Source organism: Streptomyces phaeoluteigriseus (assembly GCF_001896135.2).
GTDB lineage: Bacteria > Actinomycetota > Actinomycetes > Streptomycetales > Streptomycetaceae > Streptomyces > Streptomyces phaeoluteigriseus.
Map to the genome: position 1 here is coordinate 927,857 of NZ_MPOH02000019.1, position 16,644 is coordinate 944,500.

Consider the following 16,644-nt stretch of genomic DNA (forward strand, 5'->3'; position numbering starts at 1 on the left):
GCGTCTGGTGGACCGGTACGCCCTCCGGAACCCGCCGTCGGAGACGAGGCGCGTCGGCGGTCGGCGCGGTGAAGGCGGCCGGGTCGTGCGTGGCCAGGATCAGCCGGGTGACGTCGTCGCGGACCGAGGAGCGCCGACGGGTTCCGGCTGGTCCTGGGAGCCCTTGCCGAAGACCTGCTCACGGTGCACCCGCCACCGCTCCATCATGGCCGTGATCTCGCCCTCGATGAACTCGAAGAAGGCGAGCGTCTCGGCCATCCGGCTGCCCGCGGGGGTGTCGGCGCCCAGGCTGGCGACGCCCTCGCGCAGGGCGCCCTCCCACCGCTTGAGGACCGTCTCGCGGTTGGTGAGTGCCTCGTACCACTGATCGCTGTGCACCCGGTAGCGCTCCCGGCGCGAACCGGGTTCCCGCTCGCGGGCCACCATGTGCTGCTGCGACAGGTACCGGACGGCGCCGGAGACGGCCGCGGGGCTGATCCGCAGCTGCTCGCCCAGCTCGGCCGAGGTCATCGCGCCCGAGTCGGAGGACAGGAGCGCAGCGAAGACCCGCGCGGCCATGCGCTGCATGCCCGCCTCCACCAGCTGCGCGGCGAAGGACTCGACGAACCGCGACACGGCCTCCGCGTCCCGCCCGCCCTGGGCCCTGCCCCCCGCACCGGCTGCTTCGCTCATGGTCACATCCTAACGATCCTTTCCAGGCTTCCTTAACTTCACAAGTTTCTGAACTGAGCGTACGTTCTGAAGCATGACGAAGGCCATCACGGTGTCCGGACTGCACAAGTCCTTCGGCCGCACCCACGCACTGGACGGGCTGGACCTGGAGGTCGAGACGGGCGAGGTGCACGGCTTCCTCGGCCCCAACGGCTCCGGCAAGTCCACCACCATCCGCGTCCTCCTCGGCCTGCTGCGGGCCGACTCCGGCGCCGCGCAGATCCTCGGCCGCGACCCCTGGCGGGACGCGGTGGAGGTGCACCGCCGCATCGCGTACGTCCCCGGCGACGTGACCCTGTGGCGCAACCTCACCGGCGGTGAGGTCATCGACCTCTTCGGCCGGCTGCACGAGGGGGGCCGCGCGAAACGCGTCGGCAGGGTGGTGGCGGGCGACGGGCGGGCGGCCTGGACGACCGGCGCCGCGCCGAACTGGTCGAACGCTTCGAACTGGACCCCACCAAGAAGGGCCACACCTACTCCAAGGGCAACCGGCAGAAGGTCGCCCTGGTCGCCGCGTTCGCCTCGGACGTCGACCTGCTCATCCTGGACGAGCCGACCTCGGGCCTGGACCCGCTGATGGAGGCGGTCTTCCAGCGGTGCGTGCAGGAGGAGCGCGACCGGGGCCGTACGGTCCTGCTGTCCTCGCACATCCTCAGCGAGGTCGAGGAGCTGTGCGACCGGGTCAGCATCATCCGCCAGGGCCGCACGGTCGAGACCGGCTCACTGGCCGACCTGCGCCACCTCACCCGTACCAGCGTCACCGCCGAACTCGCCGGTGAGCCCGACGGTCTGGCCCGTCTGCCCGGCGTCCACGACCTCGACGTACAGGGCCGCCGGGTCCGGCTCCAGGTCGACGCCGAGGGACTCGACGCCGTCCTGCGGTCGCTGAGCGAGACGGGGGTGCGGTCACTGACGTCGACGCCGCCCACGCTGGAGGAGTTGTTCCTGCGCCACTACCAGTCCGGCACCGCGCAGGAGGCGGCCCGATGAACACCCTCGCGCCCCACCTCGCGGGGACCGGAACGCTGTTGCGGTTCGCGCTGCGCCGCGACCGGGTCATGATCCCGCTCTGGGTGGGCGTCAACGCCCTGATGGTCCTCTCCATGCCGAACACCCTGAAAGGCCTGTACGGCACGGCCGGCGAGCGCGCCGACCTGATGGAGCAGATGGCGACCAACTCCTCACTGCGCGCCCTCGTCGGCCCCGTCTTCGACGACTCCCTGGGCGCCCTCACCGCCTGGCGGGTCGGCGTCTACGCCGGCGCCCTCGCGGCCGTGACCAGCATCCTCATCGTCGTACGGCACACCCGTGACGAGGAGGAGAGCGGCCGTCAGGAGCTGATCGCGTCCGGCGTGGTGGGGCGGCGTGCCTCGCTGACGTCGGCGCTGCTGACGGCTGCGGTCGCCGACGCCGTCCTGGCCCTGCTGGTCACCGCCGGACTGGCGGGGCAGGGGGTGGCCGGGGCGCTGGCCCTCGGGCTGGGGCTAGCGGCCGTGGGGATGCTCTTCGCGACCATGGCGGCGATCGTCGCGCAGCTCACCGAGAGCGCGCGGCTGGCCCGCGGGCTGACCTCGGGGGTGCTGGGCGCCGCGTTCGTGCTCCGCGCGGCGGGCGACTCGGCGACGGACGACGGCTCCTCCGCGCTGACCTGGCTGTCCCCGCTCGGCTGGCTGGAGAACCTGCGGCCCTTCGCGGACGAACGCTGGTGGGTGCTGGGGCTGTTCACGGCGGCGATCGCCGCGCAGGGCGTGGCGGCGTACGTGCTGGCGGGACGCCGGGACGTCGGCATGAGCTTCCTGCCGACCCGGCCGGGACCGGCCGCCGGCCGGCTGCGCACGGCCGGGGCACTGGCCTGGCGGCTGCAACGCGGCGGTGTCCTCGGCTGGAGCGTCGGCTTCTTCCTCGCCGGGCTCGTCTACGGCGGGATGACGGAGGGCGCGGCCGACCTGGTCGGCGACAACGAGCGGGCCCGCGAGATCTTCGAGCGGATGGGCGGCCGGTCGGCGATCACCGACGCCTTCCTCGCCGCGATGATCGGCATGCTCGGCCTGGTCGCCGCCCTCTACATCGTCGCCTCGGTCCTGCGGCCGCACGGCGAGGAGACCTCCGGCCGCGCGGAACCGGTCCTCGTCAACGCCGTCGGCCGACTACGCTGGGCCGCCGGTCATCTGGTGATCGCGTTCGGCGGCGCCGCCCTGATCATGCTGCTGGCGGGCCTCGGCTTCACCCTGGGCTACGGCAAGGAGGCCGGCCCGATCCTGGCCGGCTGCCTGGTCCAGCTCCCCGCGGTGTGGGTCGTCGGCGGCCTCGCGGTCCTCCTGTACGGCCTCGCCCCGCGGCTGGCCCCGGCAGCCTGGGGCGTGGCGGGCGCGGTCCTGCTCCTCGGCTGGATCGGTCCCGCCCTCGACGTCCCGCAGACGGTGCTGGACCTCTCCCCCTTCGGCCACCTGCCGAAGCTGCCGGGCGGCGGGATGGAGTGGCCGCCGGTGCTGGTCCTCACCGCGCTGGCGGCGGGGCTGGTGGCGGCAGGGCTCGCGGGGCTGCGCAGGCGCGACCTGACGACGTGACGGGGCCGACGGCGGGCTCGGTCTCTACCCGACCTCGACGCTGAGCCCTTCCAGCCCCCTGATCACGAAGTTCGGCTTGCGCTCGGGCTCCGCCGCCAGGCGCAGTGTGGGGGCCTTCTCCAGGAGCGCCCCCATCGACGCGGCCAGCTCGATGCGGGCGAGGGGAGCGCCGATGCAGTAGTGGATGCCCGCGCTGAAGGAGATGTGCGGGTTCTCCTTCCGGGTGAGGTCCAGGCGGTCCGGGGCGGTGAAGACGGCGGGGTCGTGGTTGGCGGAGCCGAACAGCATCGCGATCTCCGCGCCCCGCGGGATCACCGTGCCGTCGATCTCGATCTCGTCGAGGACCCAGCGCTCGAAGAGCTGGAGGGGGGTGTCATAGCGCATCAGCTCCTCCACGGCGGAAGAGACCAGGAAGTGGTCGGCGCGCAGGGCCGCCAATTGGTCCGGGTTGCGGAACAGCGCCCACCAGCCGTTGACCGTGGCGTTCACCGTGGCCTCGTGGCCCGCGTTGAGCAGAAGCACGGCCGTCGAGATCATCTCCTGCTCGGTGAGCCGGTCGCCCTCGTCGTGGGCCGCGATCAGCCCGGAGATCAGGTCGTCGCCGGGCTCCTTGCGGCGGGCCGCGATCAGCTCCAGCAGATACTCGGAGAACTCCACCGACGCGCGCACCGCCCTGCGGGCCGTCTCCTGCGACGGACTCAGCTCGTACATCCCGCAGATGTCCGCCGACCAGGGCCTGAGCGGGGCCCGCTCCGACGCCGGGATCCCCAGCATCTCGGCGATCACCGCCACCGGCAGCGGTTCCGCGACGTCCGTCAGCAGATCGCCCCCGCCGGCCGCCACCAGCCCGTCCACCAGCTCACCGGCCAGCCGCTCCACGTACGGCTTCAGCCGCTCGACCGTGCGGGGGGTGAACGCCTTCGACACCAGACGCCGGATCCGGGTGTGGTCCGGCGGCTCCAGGTCGAGCATCCCGTGGTCGTTCAGCGTGTGGAACGGCTCGTGCTCCTCCGGGGGCGCCGTCCGCCCGAAGTCCTCGTGCGTGAAACGGTGCTGGTAGGTCCGCCCCAGCCGCCGGTCCCGCAGCAACGCCGAGACGTCCGCGTGGTGCGGCACCAGCCACTGGTCGGTGGGCTCGTACCGGATCACCCGGCCCCGCTCCCGCAGCTCGGCGTAGGCCGGGTACGGGTCGGCCACGAACGCCGGGTCCCAGGGATCGAAGCGAAGGTCGTCGACTGCTGCCATGACCGGACGCTAGCCCGTCGACCCCACCTCTGACCAGGGTGACCAGGGTGCCTGGATGATCAGGGCGATCAGGGCGATCAGGGCGATCAGGGCGAGGTGATCAGGGGTGACCAGGTGCTCTCGGGCCGGCTCCGCCGCGTTCTCACCCCGGTCTCACCAACCGTGCCTCGTAGGCGAACACCGCCGCCTGGGTGCGGTCCCGCAGGCCCAGCTTCACCAGGATCCTGCTGACGTGCGTCTTGATCGTGGACTCAGCCACCACCAGCCGCCCGGCTATCTCCGCGTTGGACAGGCCCTGCGCGATGAGGACCAGGACCTCCGTCTCCCGCTCGGTCAGGTCGCCGTAGGACGCCTGGGCGCCGCGGGGCAGGCGAGGGCCGTCGCTCAGTTTGGAGAACTCGGTGATCAGGCGTCTGGTGACGGACGGGGCGAGAAGCGCCTCCCCGACGGCCACGATCCGGACGCCGTCGGCGAGTTGGCGGGCGGAGGCGTCCTTCAGCAGGAAGCCGGAGGCTCCGGCCCGCAATGCCTGGTAGACGTACTCGTCGAGGTCGAAGGTGGTGAGGACCAGCACCTTCGCCGTGCCGTCCGCGGCCACGATCTCCCGCGTCGCCTCGATGCCGTTCATCTCGGGCATCCGGATGTCCATCAGGACGACGTCGGGGGCCAGTTCACGGACGCGGTCCACCGCCTCGCGGCCGTTGACCGCCTCGCCGACCACCTCTATGTCCGGCATCGCGTTCAGCAGGACGGAGAAGCCCTCGCGCACCATCATCTGATCGTCCGCGATCAGTACCCGGATCGTCATGCCTCACCTTCGTCCACGGCGGCCATCGGCACCGGAAGGAACACCGCCACCTCGTAACCGCCGTCCTGCGTCGGGGCCGCCGTCATCTCGCCGTTCAGCATGGTCACCCGCTCCCGCATGCCCGTGATGCCGTGCCCGGCTCCCGGCGAGGGCTTCACCAGGGCGGGGTTGGGCGGCGGGCCGTTGACTATGCGCAGGCCCAGCCCGCCGAGCACATAGCCGATCTCCACGCGGGCGCTCGCACCGGGCGCGTGCCGCAGGGTGTTGCTCAGGGCCTCCTGCACGATCCGGTACGCCGACAGCTCCACGCCCTGCGGCAGTTCCCGCACCGCGCCGGTCACCACCTTCTCGGCCGGGAGGCCGGCCTCGCGCACATTGGCCAGGAGCCCGTCCAACTCGGCGAGCGTGGGCTGCGGGGTGTCCGGGGCCTCGTAGTCCTCGGCGCGGACCACGCCCAGGACCCGGCGCAGCTCGGTCAGGGCCGCGACCGCGTTCTCCCGGATCGTCGCGAACGCCTTCTCCAGCTCCGGCGGCGGGTTCTCCACCCGGTAGGGGGCGGCCTCCGCCTGGATGGCGACGACCGACATGTGGTGGGCCACCACATCGTGCAGCTCGCGGGCGATCGTGGTGCGCTCCTCCAGCAGCGTGCGCCGGGAACGCTCGTGCGCGGTCACCGTCTGCTGGGCGGTCACCTCCTCCTCGGCCTGCCGGCGGATGTGCCAGACCGTGACGGCGAGCAGGACGAGCGCGGAGAAGACCATCATCGGCGAGACGTTGGTGCTGTAGTGGCCCCAACTGAAGGCCGTCTCGGCGACGAAGCCGTAGGCCGCGGTCAGCAGCCACATCCAGGCCGCCGTGCGCGGCCGGGTGCGTATGGCCACGACCGTCAGCACCACGAGGTGGGAGACGAAGCTGCCCGGCAGCCACGGCCAGTCGCTCCATGCCGTGCCGACGGCGGCGACGAGTGTGGTCGACACCAGGGACAGCCAGAACGCGCCCGCCGGGCGGACCAGCGTCAGCAGGACCGGCGCCAGGGCCAGCAGGCCGCACATCAGGCCCGTGATGCTGCCGCCGCCGTCGGCCAGGCCGACCAGCATGGCCAGCGCGCCACCGGCCCCCACCAGCACGTGCCGGGACCAGGTCGCGTACTCGCGCTTGCGGCCCGTCAGCCGGCGGGTGAAACGGCCGTCCGGCTCACGGCGGGGCAGCGGGCGGTAGGCGAAGGCATCCTCGAACAGGTCCTCCCGCAGCCCCCGCAGGGCGCCCATGGCCGCCCGGATCTCCGGGCTGCGCGGCCGGTAGGTGGCGTACGGGTCGTCCGACGGTGTCGTGTGCGTCTGGGTCGTCTCGGTCACATCAGAACGGTAGGCCGAGACGGGGGTGGCGGTCGTCACCAGTGAGAGGGGTTCCACCAGGTCCGTCTCAAGTACTACGGGTCAGGGCTGGGGGTGAGGGATGGGGGCCGGGGCTGCTGCGAGCGAGGGCTGCGGGCCAGGGCTGCTGCGGGTGAGGGCTGCGGGTCAGGGCCCGGGGCAAGCCCACGGATCGGGCCCGACAGTGGGACAGCCCAGGCAGCAGGCCCACCGGTCGGGCCCGGACGCAGTCGCACCGATCGCGCCGGTCGCCCCGGTCGCCCCGGTCGCCCGGTCGCCCCGATCCGCCCCGACTCGCCCCGATCGCCCCGATCGCGCCGGGAGGTCAGTACCCGGAGGGTCGCACCAGGCCCGACTCGTAGGCGAACACCGCCGCCTGGGTGCGGTCCCGCAGGCCCAGCTTCACCAGGATGCGGCCCACGTGCGTCTTGACGGTCTGCTCGGCGACGACGAGGTGGCGGGCGATCTCCGCGTTGGACAGGCCCTGTGCGATGAGGGTCAGGACCTCCGTCTCGCGCTCGGTGAGGTCGCCGACGCGTTCCTTCTGCGGGGCGCGCGGGGTGCCGTCCAGCCGGGAGAACTCGGCGATCAGCTTGCGGGTGATGCCGGGCGCGAGGAGCGCGTCGCCGGCCGCCACGACCCGCACCGCCTCCGCGAGCTGATCGGCCGATGCGTCCTTGAGCAGGAACCCGGAGGCCCCGGCGCGCAGCGCCTCGTACACGTACTCGTCGAGGTCGAAGGTGGTCAGCACCAGCACCTTGATCTCGGGAGTGGCGACGGTGATGCGGCGGGTGGCCTCGATGCCGCCCAGCTCGGGCATGCGGATGTCCATCAGGACGACGTCCGGGGACAGCTCGGCGACCTGCGCGACGGCGTCGAGCCCGTCGACCGCCTGCCCGATCACCTCGATGTCCGGCCGGGCGTTGAGCAGCACGGTGAACCCCTGCCGGACCATCTGCTGGTCGTCGGCGATCAGTACGCGGATCGCGCCGCTCGTCATCTGGTCTCGTCTCCTGTCGGGGGTTGGGCCGTCGGCGGCTTCGAGCGGGGCGCGGGGAAGATCAGCTCGAGGTCGGCGGGCGGGCCGGTGTCCTCGGTGAGCGGCAGGGCGGTGCCGTCCTTCGGAAGGAACGCCAAGACCGTGAACCCGCCGTGCAGCGTCGGGTGCGCGGCGACGTGACCGCCCAGCATCACGGCCCGCTCCCGCATGCCGAGCAGCCCGTGCCCCGCGCCGGGCGAGGACCGGACCGGTCCGCGCGGACGGGAGTTGGTGACCTCCAGGGACAGACCTCGCCGATCGTGGGTCACCTCGACGCGCACCTGCGAACCCGGCGCGTGCCGCAGCGCGTTGCTCAGCGCCTCCTGCACGATCCGGTACGCCGACAGCTGCATGCCCGGCGGGTACGCCGGCGCCTTCCCCCGCACCAGGGTCACGACGTCCAACCCGGCGGCACGGGTGTTGTCGATGAGGGCGTCCAGCCGGTCGAGCGTGGGCTGCGGAGCGTCCGGGGTGGCTCCGCTGCCGGCCGCGCCGAGGCCGTAGGGGTCCTCGGGGTTCTCGGAGCGGAGCACGCCGAGGACCCTGCGCAGTTCGGTGAGCGCCTCCAGGGCGTTCTTCCGGATGCCTTCCAGGTTCTCCCGCAGTTCGTCGGAGGGGTTCTCCACCAGGTGCGGGGCCACCTGCGCCTGGATCGAGATCACCGACATGTGATGGGCGACCACGTCGTGCAGCTCGCGGGCGATGCGGTTGCGCTCCTCCAGCAGGGTGCGGCGGGCCCGCTCCTCCGCGGTGATGCCGGCCTGCTCGACGAGCTGGTGCCGGGCCTCACGGCGACCGCGCAGGGCGGCGCCGAGGAGGAGGACCGCGGCGAAGAGGCTCACCGCGAGCACACCGGTCGCCTGGTACTCCGTGCTGCCGATGACTCCTTGGACGAGCCAGGTGACGAACACCGTGACGGCCAGCGCCTCGGCGGACACCCGGCTGGGCACCCGCAGGCCGAGCAGGAGGAGCACCGTGCCCTGGGCGACCACCCCGGACGCGGTCCACGGCCACGGTTGTGCGCCCATCGACGGGTCCGAGAGCATCTCCTGCCGAGCACCCAGCGCCGCCACGACGCTCACCACGGTCGACAGCCACCAGGCCGGCACCGGCCGCCACAGGGCCAGGACCACGGCGGCCCCCTGCGCCACCGAGCAGAGCAGGCCGTACTGCGCGCCCAGGCGGTAGTTGTCCACCAGTTGGTCGGCGCCGGCGAGCGCGGTACCCGCGGCGACCAGGCAGACCAGGCCGTGCGGCAGCCAGCGCACCCACACCGAGGGCGGCAGCGGAGCCGCGCGGAGCGTCCACAGGTCGTCGCCGAGCACCCTGAGGACGCGCTTCATCCGCTCCTCGGCCCCGTTCATCCGACTCACTTTATGCACGACCGGCCTCCCGGAGTTCCGAGGTCTCCGGCAGCCGTCCGACCCGCACCACCCGCGACCCGGCCGGCCCCGTCCGCGGGCGCCGCCCGCCCCGGCTCTCGAACCCGTGGAACGCCGCCCAGCACACGGCCAGCACCGCCGCGAAGACCGGCAGCCAGAGCAGCCGGGCGGCGACCCATCCCAGGCCGTCGGGCACGGTGTGCAGGCCGGGCAGGCGGCCGGCCAGGAGGCCGGTGGCGGTGGTCGCCATCAGCGCCGTCTGATGCCACAGGAACACCGTCATCGCGGAGAGGTTCGCCAGGGCCACCGCCGCCCAGAGCACCGGTCCGCGCATCGCCCGCCGCAGCCGGTCGCGCAGCAGCAGGGCCGCGCCGCACTGGGCCAGGCCGAAGGTGACGGCCGCGAGGGTCGGCGGGTTGAGGTTGGAGACCGCCGCGCCGGGCACACCGACCATCGACGCCGGATACCCCGCCCAGGCGACCAGGACCGCCGTCGCCACCGCCCCTCCCCCGCACAGGAGCCGTCCCGCGCGCCGACGCTCCAGCTCACCGCGTGTCCAGGCCGCGCCCAGCGTGAAGGGCACGAGCCAGCCCGCCGCCAGGTTCACCCAGCCGAGCCAGGACGGGCCGCCGAGACCGAAGCGGACCAGGTCGACGTGGAGGACGACGGCCAGCGGCCACAGCGGGCTGAGCCGGGCCACCAACGGGGTCGCCGCCGTGAGCGCCGCGAACACCAGCAGGAACCACAGCGGTGACAGCGCCAGCTTCACCACCGTGTGCACGGTGGTGAAGGACGCGCCGCCGAGCAGCAGACACACCGCGGCCACCGTCCACAGGCCCGTCATGGCGGCCACCGGCACGAACAGCCGGGCCAGCCGGGCCCGCAGCCACCCGCCGTACGTCACGCCCCGCGCACGGGCCGAGGCATGGCTCCTCGTCGCCACATGGCCGCCCACCATGAAGAACACGGCGAGCGTCTGGAACACCCAGGACACCGGGGCCAGCCACGGCATGGGGCCCAGCGGGCTCGCGGCGCGAAGGGCGCCGCCGTCGGCGACGAGCGCGGTCACCAGCCAGTGGCCGAGGACGACGCCGAGGATCGCCAGGGCGCGCAGAGCGTCGACGGCCCGGTCCCGCTCGGGCGGGGTGGCCGCGTCGAGCCGGCCGGCCGCCCGCCGTATGCCGGGACGGGTCGGCAGGACGCGCCGCCGCGGGGGGCGAACCGCGGTCGTCTCAGCCATGGGTGACCTCCGAGGTCTCGCCGAGGACGATCCGGACGAGGTTGGCCAGGCAGACCGAACCCGGTCGGAAGTAGTCGCTGTGGCCGCCGTCCCCGGCGGAGAACACCCGGGCGCCGAAGGCCCGGGACACCGGATCCGTGCCGAAGCCGACCGTCGTGCCGAACAGGTCGACGTCGGTGTGCGGCACCTCCGCCACCCAGTCCTCGCCGCCCCGGGCCGCCCACACCCGCGCGCGGGTGCGCAGTTCCGCCGCCGAGTCCGCGCCCGTGCCCGGACTGCCGAGGAGGACCAGGTCGTCCACGTCCAGACCGTCGGCGGCACGTCCGCACACCACCGAGCCGTACGAGTGGCACAGGAGAGTGATCCGGGAGTCCGGGCCGGTGACGCCGCGCAACCCGCGCACGAACTCCCGCAGATCGGGAGCGGCTTCGTCGGCCCGGTCCGGGGTGATCGCGGTGGTGCTGACCGTCGCCGGAGTGGTGTAGCCGAGCCAGGCGACCACCGCGGTGCCGGAGCCAGAGCCGGTGCCGGTGCCGGAGCCAGAGCCGGTGCCGGTGCCGGTGCCGGTGCCGGTGCCGGTGCCGGTGCCGGTGTCAGTGCCGCCCCGGGCGCCGGTGCCGGTGCCGCCCCGGGCCGGTCGGGTGAGTCCGCTGTGCAGGGCGGCCGCGGCCGTACGGAAGCGCTCGTAGGTGTCCAGCGAGGTGTCCGAGCCCGGCACCAGGACGGCGATGCGGTCGGCGTGGGCCAGGTCGCCGAAGACCTCGGTCGCCCGGCCGGAACCCCGGCCGTCGAAGGCGAGGAGTCTGCGGGACGGCGTCGCGAGCGCCCGGTCGGCGGCGGCGCGATGCCGGTCTCCGTGACCGGCCGCCATACGGGCCGCCAGCTCGGCGTTGGCCCGGTTGGCCGCGTACGCGCCCTCCAGCGTCGACGCCGTCACCGGAGCGAGGTCGGCGGGGGCGGGGGCGGGGATGCGCGGCCGGACCGCGGCCGTGAGCGGAACGACGACGGCGGCGGTGACGAGGACGGCGAGAAGGGCACGCAACCAACGCCGGTCACGGCCCGTTGAGCTGTCACGGCCCGACGGGGGCTCGCGCCCCGGCCCACCACGAGCCGCACTGTCCGATCCGCGCACACTGAACGAACGCACGCCGGACCACCGTCCAGCCGACCGCCCCGCTCCGACCCCCATCGCTCCGCCCCTCCCCGACCGGTCCGCCCGGCCATCGGGCTTCACTGGTAGGGAAGTTACGGATCACCCGCCGTCACTCGCGTCCCACCGGGGAGCTGTCCTCGGAGGTAGCTCTCAGGTACTAGGGGTATGACCGGGACCCCTCACCACGCCAACTGCGCGATCTCCTCCACCACCACGGCACACGCGTCCGCCACCGGGTCGATCAGCGGGAAGTGGCCGACGTCCTCCAGCAGCGTCAGGCCCACCACCTCGCCCGCCCTGGCCGCCGCGTCCGCGTACGACTCGGCGACAGCCTCAGGGACCACGAGGTCGGTGCGGCCCTGGACCAGCGTCGTCGCGATGCCCGTCGGCAGCAGCAGCGCGGGGTCGGCGTACGGCCGTCGGTCGGCGAAGTGCGCGCTCCCACCCAGGAGTTGACGGGCCGCACCGCCGCACACGGCCAGCTTCTGAGCGATCTCGAAGTCGGCGATCGGCGCGAGGGCGACCACACCGCGCAGCGGGGGCGGCCCGTCGACGCGCCAGGGCGCGTCGGCCGGCAGGACGTGCCGGGACGCGGCCCACAGCGCGAGGTGGCCGCCCGCCGAGTGGCCGGTGAGCACCGTGCGGCGCGCGTCCGCCTGAGGCAGGGCCTCCCGGGCGAGGGCGGGCAGTGCGTCCAGCGCGGCGGCGATGTCGTCGAAGGTGTCGGGCCAGTTCCTTCAGCTCGTCGTCCGGCCCGTCCCATCCCCAACCTGACCCCGACCGCATCCCCGTCTTCATCCCCGACCGGGCCCCGCCGGTACTCCACGTTGGCCACGGCGAAACCCCGCCGTGCCAGGAAGCCCGCGAACGGCGTGATGTGCCGGCGGTCGTACGGTGCCCGCCATGCTCCTCCGTGCAGCACCACCACCAGCGGCACGGGGCCGGTCGCGCCGCGCGGGGCGTAGAAGTCGATCAGCTGGTCGGGGTGGTCGCCGTAGGCGGCGGTGGCATCGGGCTCGACCGCCGGATGCGAGAAGGCGGACTCCTCTTCAGCGGCGGCCCGGGCTGCGACGACGTCGTCCGGCATGCTCCAACCTCTCAGCGACAAAACGGAATTGGACGGGACGGTTCTGGCGGACCCGGTGGGGACTCGGCCGCTGGCGGGGACGGTATCAGGCCCGTGACGTGCGCGGACACGCGGATGTCACGCTCGGTAAGGGGTAAACGGTTCTGCTGTTTCGTTACGCTGACGTCCTGGACGGGATGTCGCCCGTACGTGCACCGAGGAGGCCGTTATGTCCGCCGAGCCCGGCACTGTGCGTCCCGGAGGCCGTACCGCACGTGTGCGTGCCGCCGTGTTGCGGGCGGCGGGGGACGTCCTGGTGGAGGAGGGGTTCGACCGGCTCGACCTCGCGGATGTCGCGCGGCGGGCGGAGGTCGGCAAGACGACCGTGTACCGGCGGTGGGGCTCCGTGACGGGGCTGGTCGCCGACCTCCTCGCCGACATGGCGGAGACGTCGTCGCCCCGCGAGGAGACGGGAGCCGCGCTGAGCGATCTGCTGGCCAACGCGGGTCTTGTGCAGCGGACGTTGGCCGATGTCAGGCAAGGCGCGTTGTTCCGTGCGGTGATCGCCGCGGCGGCCTGTGACGCGCGTACGGCGGAGGCGTTGCGGCGGTTCTACGAGGTCCGGGTGGCCGAGTGGGCGCCCTGTGTGGAACAGGGGGTCGCCCGGGGGGAGTTGCCGGTGGGCACCGATGCGGGGGCGGTGGTGCGGGCGGTTTCGGCGCCGCTGTACTACGAGTGGCTGACCGCGGGGGTGGTGCCGGACGGCCCCGCCGCGGAGCGGGCCGCGCGGGCTGCGCACGCCGCTGCCGTGGCGGGGGTCTACGTCCGTACTCCGTGACCGTGGGTCGAAGCGACCGTGGGTCGAGGCCACCGTGCGTCGTCGTGACCGTGCGTCGACGTGACCCTGCGTCTACGTCCGTACTCCGTGACCGTGGGTCGAGGGCCACCGTGGGTCGAGGGCCACCGTGCGTCGAGGTGACCGTGCGTCGATGTGACCGTCGGGGCGGGTGAGCCGCTCGCCCCGCTCGCGGATGCCGTTCTCCGCGGGTCGGGAGCCTCCCCAGCGGGACGACTGCCCGCGGCCAGGTGGCCACGACCACCCCAGGTGGCCACGACCACCCCAGACGGTCACGAGTTCCCCTAGGTACTCACGGCTCCCCCAGGTGGCCACGACTTCCCAGGCGGTCACGGCTTCCCTAGGTACTCAGGACGTCCGCAGGTGGTCACGACTTCCCCTAGGTGGTCACGGCCTCCCCTAGGTGGCCAACACCTCCCCCAGCACCCGCCCCGCCCGTTCCACGTCCCCGAATCCCACGTACAGCGGGGTGAAGCCGAAGCGGAGTACGTCCGGGCGGCGGAAGTCGCCGACGACCCCCCGTTCGATCAGGCGGCGCATCACCTCGCCCGCGGCGTCGCAGCGCAGGGCGATCTGGCTGCCGCGCTGGTCGTGGGGGAGCGGGGTGAGGGACTCCACCTTGCCGTCGGGGACGTACGCGGCGACGCACTTCAGGAAGAAGTCCGTCAGGGCCAGGGACTTGGCGCGGACGGTGTCGACGGAGACGCCGTCCCAGACCTCCAGCGCCGCCTCCAGGGCGAACATCGACAGGATGTCCGGGGTGCCCACGCGCCCGCGCAGGGCGCCCGGGGCCGGCTCGTAGGAGGGCCGCATGCCGAACGGCTCGGCATGCGAGGTCCAGCCCGGCAGCGGGGAGTCGAAGCGGTCCTGGTGGTCACGCCGTACGTACAGGTACGCCGGTGAACCCGGTCCGCCGTTCAGGTACTTGTAGGTGCAGCCGACCGCCAGGTCCACGCCGTGTTCGTCGAGGCCGACCGGCAGCGCGCCCGCACTGTGGCACAGGTCCCAGACGGCGATGGCGCCCGCCGCGTGGACGGCGGCGGTGAGGGCGGGCAGGTCGTGCAGCCGCCCGGTGCGGTAGTCGACGTGGTTGAGCAGCACCGCGGCCGTACGGTCCGACAGGGCCGCCGGCACCTCCGCCGGGGCCACCGGCCGCAACGTACGGCCGGTCAGCCGGGCCGCCGACTCGGCGATGTAGCCGTCCGTGGGGAAGGTGGTCGCATCGACGAGGATCTCGTCCCGCTCCTCCCCCACCAGCCGTACCGCGCCCACGACCGCCTTGAGGACGTTGACGCTCGTGGAGTCGCCGACGACGATCTGGCCGGGGCCCGCGCCCACCAGCGGGGCGATCCGGTCGCCGATCCGCTCGGGCGCGGTCCACCAGCCGCTCTCGTCCCAGGAGCGGATGCGCAGCTCGCCCCACTGGCGGCGGACGACGTCGTCCAGGCGTCCGGGGACGGACACGGGCAGCGCGCCCAACGAGTTGCCGTCGAGGTAGACGACCTCGTCGAGGACGAACTCCTTGCGTTTGTCGGCCAGTTCGTCGGCGGAGTCCAGCTCCCGGGCCATGAGGGGGAGGTCAGACATGGGAGCGCGCCGTCCACAGCTCGGGGAAGACGTTCTTCTGCGCGCGCTTCTCCAGCCAGGCCACCCCGGCCGAACCGCCCGTGCCCGTCTTCGCGCCCATCGCGCGGCGGGTGGCGACGAGGTGGTCGTTGCGCCATCGCCACACCAGCTCGGCGACATCGGTCAGCGCCTCGCCGAGACGGGCGAGTTCGTCGGACTCGTCACCCGCGTAGAGGGCGGTCCACACCGCCTCCACCTCCGGCGACGGCTCGTAGCGCAACGCGACGTCACGCGTGAGCGCGGCCTCCGGGACGGCGTGCCCGCGCCGGGCGAGCAGCCGCAGGACCTCGTCGTAGAGGCTCGGCTCGTGCAGCGCCTTCTCCAGCTCGGCGTGGACACGCGGGGCGCCGCGGTGCGGCACGAGCATCGACGCGGACTTGTCGCCGAGCAGGAACTCCATGCGGCGGTACATCGCGGACTGGAAGCCGGAGCCCTCGCCCAGCGCGCTGCGGTACGAGTTGAACTGGGCCGGCGTGAGCTGTCCGAGCGGCTTCCAGGACGCGTTCAGCGCCTCCAGCTCCCGTACGGAACGCTTCAGCGCGGCGACGGCCGTCGGCACGTCGTCCCGGCGCAGCGCACCGGCCGCGGTCTCCCACTCGTGGACGATGACGGTGAACCACAGCTCCATGACCTGGGTCGTGACCAGGAAGACCATCTCTCCGGGATCGTCGGAGAGGGTGTGCTGGAGGTGGGTGAGCACGTCCGCCTTGACGTAGTCCTCGTACGGCGTCGTGCCTGCGAAGTCGAGATGCGGGGTCTCGGGCTCGTGAGCCTCATGGGACATCGCTGTCTCCTGATATGTACTCCGGGTAGCGGTCCGCCCCTGCCGTTACCGACACGGGGGCCCCGGTCCCCACGTGGCATCCTCCGCAATCGTCACCCGAAAGTGCAAGGCCCGCCTGATCACATCAGGCGGGCCCGTACCCCGAAAGTACTAGCCGGGTGCCGTCCTAGCCGGGTGCCGTCCCGGGACCGGGCGACACCGGCCAGGACTAGCCAGGACCGGCCAGGACTAGCCGAGCGTCTGGGCCGCCGTCGGCGAGGAGTCCTTCAGGAACTGCGTGCAGCGCTCGTACTCCTCCTGCTCGCCGATCGATCCTGCGGCGCGGGCGAGGGCGTGCAGGGCGCGCAGGAAGCCGCGGTTCGGCTCGTGCTCCCACGGCACCGGGCCGTGGCCCTTCCAGCCGCTGCGGCGCAGGCTGTCCAGGCCGCGGTGGTATCCCGTACGGGCGTAGGCGTACGACTCCACGACGCTGCCGCGCTCGAACGCGTCGTCGGCGAGCCGGGCCCAGGCCAGGGAGGACGTGGGGTACTTGGCGGCGACGTCGGCGGGAGCCGTGCCGGCCGCGAGCAGTTCGCGGGGCTCGGGGTCGTCGGGGAGGTGGGTCGGGGACGGTCCCCCGAGAAGGTTTTCGTGAATGGACATGGGTCCAGTCTGGGGGACCCTCCGGGATTTGCGCCGACGGGGTTGCCGCGACGGCCCCCGGACTACCGCTTCGGCCCCGTCACGCCCCGAGCAGCCGTACGCCGCGGGCACCGGCGCCCGCAACCCGTGCCCCCGCCCCCGCCCCCCTGCAC

Annotated in this window: 13 protein-coding genes and 2 pseudogenes; 3 read left to right on the forward strand and 12 right to left on the reverse strand. The window is 73.1% G+C overall.

Annotated elements, in window-relative coordinates:
• Positions 1-99 precede the first annotated feature (99 nt).
• Positions 100-672, reverse strand: coding sequence for a GbsR/MarR family transcriptional regulator (locus tag BM536_RS33915; RefSeq protein WP_073498390.1), 573 nt, complete (start codon positions 670-672; stop codon positions 100-102).
• Between the two features lie 73 nt (positions 673-745).
• Between BM536_RS33915 and BM536_RS33920 the strand changes: the two are divergent.
• Together BM536_RS33920 and BM536_RS33925 are read left to right on the forward strand one after the other, a co-directional pair.
• Positions 746-1,701 (forward strand): annotated as a pseudogene (locus BM536_RS33920) (ABC transporter ATP-binding protein).
• The gene (locus BM536_RS33925; protein ID WP_094103859.1) at positions 1,698-3,278 is read left to right on the forward strand and encodes an ABC transporter permease; all 1,581 of its coding nucleotides are present in this window, start codon (positions 1,698-1,700) and stop codon (positions 3,276-3,278) included. Before BM536_RS33920 ends, BM536_RS33925 begins: the two are co-directional and overlap by 4 nt.
• A gap of 24 nt (positions 3,279-3,302) precedes the next feature.
• On the opposite strand, the gene BM536_RS33930 is transcribed toward BM536_RS33925, so the two are convergent.
• From BM536_RS33930 to BM536_RS33965, 8 genes and pseudogenes are all read right to left on the reverse strand, one after another.
• Complete coding sequence (locus BM536_RS33930; protein ID WP_073498392.1) at positions 3,303-4,523, reverse strand: cytochrome P450; 1,221 nt, start codon at positions 4,521-4,523, stop codon at positions 3,303-3,305.
• A gap of 142 nt (positions 4,524-4,665) precedes the next feature.
• Entirely contained in the window at positions 4,666-5,331 is a 666-nt protein-coding gene (locus BM536_RS33935; RefSeq protein ID WP_073498393.1) for a response regulator, read from the reverse strand.
• A complete protein-coding gene (locus tag BM536_RS33940) occupies positions 5,328-6,686 on the reverse strand; it encodes a sensor histidine kinase (RefSeq protein WP_073498397.1) in 1,359 nt (452 codons plus the stop codon). Before BM536_RS33940 ends, BM536_RS33935 begins: the two co-directional genes overlap by 4 nt.
• Positions 6,687-7,029: 343 nt before the next feature.
• Complete coding sequence (locus BM536_RS33945; RefSeq protein WP_073498395.1) at positions 7,030-7,704, reverse strand: response regulator; 675 nt, start codon at positions 7,702-7,704, stop codon at positions 7,030-7,032.
• Positions 7,701-9,107 (reverse strand): sensor histidine kinase, encoded by a 1,407-nt coding sequence (locus BM536_RS33950; RefSeq protein WP_079275221.1) that lies wholly within the window; start codon positions 9,105-9,107, stop codon positions 7,701-7,703. The genes BM536_RS33945 and BM536_RS33950 overlap by 4 nt, the downstream gene beginning before the upstream one ends.
• Positions 9,108-9,117: 10 nt before the next feature.
• Positions 9,118-10,365, reverse strand: coding sequence for an acyltransferase family protein (locus BM536_RS33955; protein WP_094103860.1), 1,248 nt, complete (start codon positions 10,363-10,365; stop codon positions 9,118-9,120).
• Positions 10,358-11,407: an alpha/beta hydrolase gene (locus BM536_RS33960; protein ID WP_245873907.1), complete on the reverse strand. Its 1,050-nt coding sequence runs from the start codon at positions 11,405-11,407 to the stop codon at positions 10,358-10,360. Before BM536_RS33960 ends, BM536_RS33955 begins: the two co-directional genes overlap by 8 nt.
• Positions 11,408-11,697: 290 nt before the next feature.
• A pseudogene (locus BM536_RS33965) lies at positions 11,698-12,605 on the reverse strand (alpha/beta hydrolase).
• 208 nt (positions 12,606-12,813) lie between these two features.
• Here BM536_RS33965 and BM536_RS33970 point away from each other — a divergent pair.
• On the forward strand, positions 12,814-13,422 hold the full coding sequence (locus tag BM536_RS33970; RefSeq protein WP_073499971.1) for a TetR/AcrR family transcriptional regulator: 609 nt from the start codon (positions 12,814-12,816) through the stop codon (positions 13,420-13,422).
• A 417-nt stretch (positions 13,423-13,839) separates the two neighbouring features.
• Here BM536_RS33970 and kynU read toward each other — a convergent pair whose 3' ends face one another.
• The 3 genes from kynU to BM536_RS33985 form a co-directional block, all read right to left on the reverse strand.
• On the reverse strand, positions 13,840-15,027 hold the full coding sequence (gene kynU, locus BM536_RS33975; protein ID WP_073499970.1) for a kynureninase: 1,188 nt from the start codon (positions 15,025-15,027) through the stop codon (positions 13,840-13,842).
• Entirely contained in the window at positions 15,020-15,850 is an 831-nt protein-coding gene (locus BM536_RS33980) for a tryptophan 2,3-dioxygenase family protein (RefSeq protein WP_073499968.1), read from the reverse strand. Before BM536_RS33980 ends, kynU begins: the two co-directional genes overlap by 8 nt.
• A gap of 228 nt (positions 15,851-16,078) precedes the next feature.
• A complete protein-coding gene (locus BM536_RS33985; protein ID WP_094103862.1) occupies positions 16,079-16,492 on the reverse strand; it encodes a DUF3151 domain-containing protein in 414 nt (137 codons plus the stop codon).
• Positions 16,493-16,644: the final 152 nt, after the last annotated feature.

Coding starts and splice junctions, on each gene's coding strand:
- BM536_RS33915 (WP_073498390.1), bottom strand. CDS start 672: ATGAGCGAAGCAGCCGGTGCGGGGGGCAGGGCCCAGGGCGGGCGGGAC.
- BM536_RS33925 (WP_094103859.1), top strand. CDS start 1,698: ATGAACACCCTCGCGCCCCACCTCGCGGGGACCGGAACGCTGTTGCGG.
- BM536_RS33930 (WP_073498392.1), bottom strand. CDS start 4,523: ATGGCAGCAGTCGACGACCTTCGCTTCGATCCCTGGGACCCGGCGTTC.
- BM536_RS33935 (WP_073498393.1), bottom strand. CDS start 5,331: ATGACGATCCGGGTACTGATCGCGGACGATCAGATGATGGTGCGCGAG.
- BM536_RS33945 (WP_073498395.1), bottom strand. CDS start 7,704: ATGACGAGCGGCGCGATCCGCGTACTGATCGCCGACGACCAGCAGATG.
- BM536_RS33950 (WP_079275221.1), bottom strand. CDS start 9,107: ATGAACGGGGCCGAGGAGCGGATGAAGCGCGTCCTCAGGGTGCTCGGC.
- BM536_RS33955 (WP_094103860.1), bottom strand. CDS start 10,365: ATGGCTGAGACGACCGCGGTTCGCCCCCCGCGGCGGCGCGTCCTGCCG.
- BM536_RS33970 (WP_073499971.1), top strand. CDS start 12,814: ATGTCCGCCGAGCCCGGCACTGTGCGTCCCGGAGGCCGTACCGCACGT.
- kynU (WP_073499970.1), bottom strand. CDS start 15,027: ATGTCTGACCTCCCCCTCATGGCCCGGGAGCTGGACTCCGCCGACGAA.
- BM536_RS33980 (WP_073499968.1), bottom strand. CDS start 15,850: ATGTCCCATGAGGCTCACGAGCCCGAGACCCCGCATCTCGACTTCGCA.
- BM536_RS33985 (WP_094103862.1), bottom strand. CDS start 16,492: ATGTCCATTCACGAAAACCTTCTCGGGGGACCGTCCCCGACCCACCTC.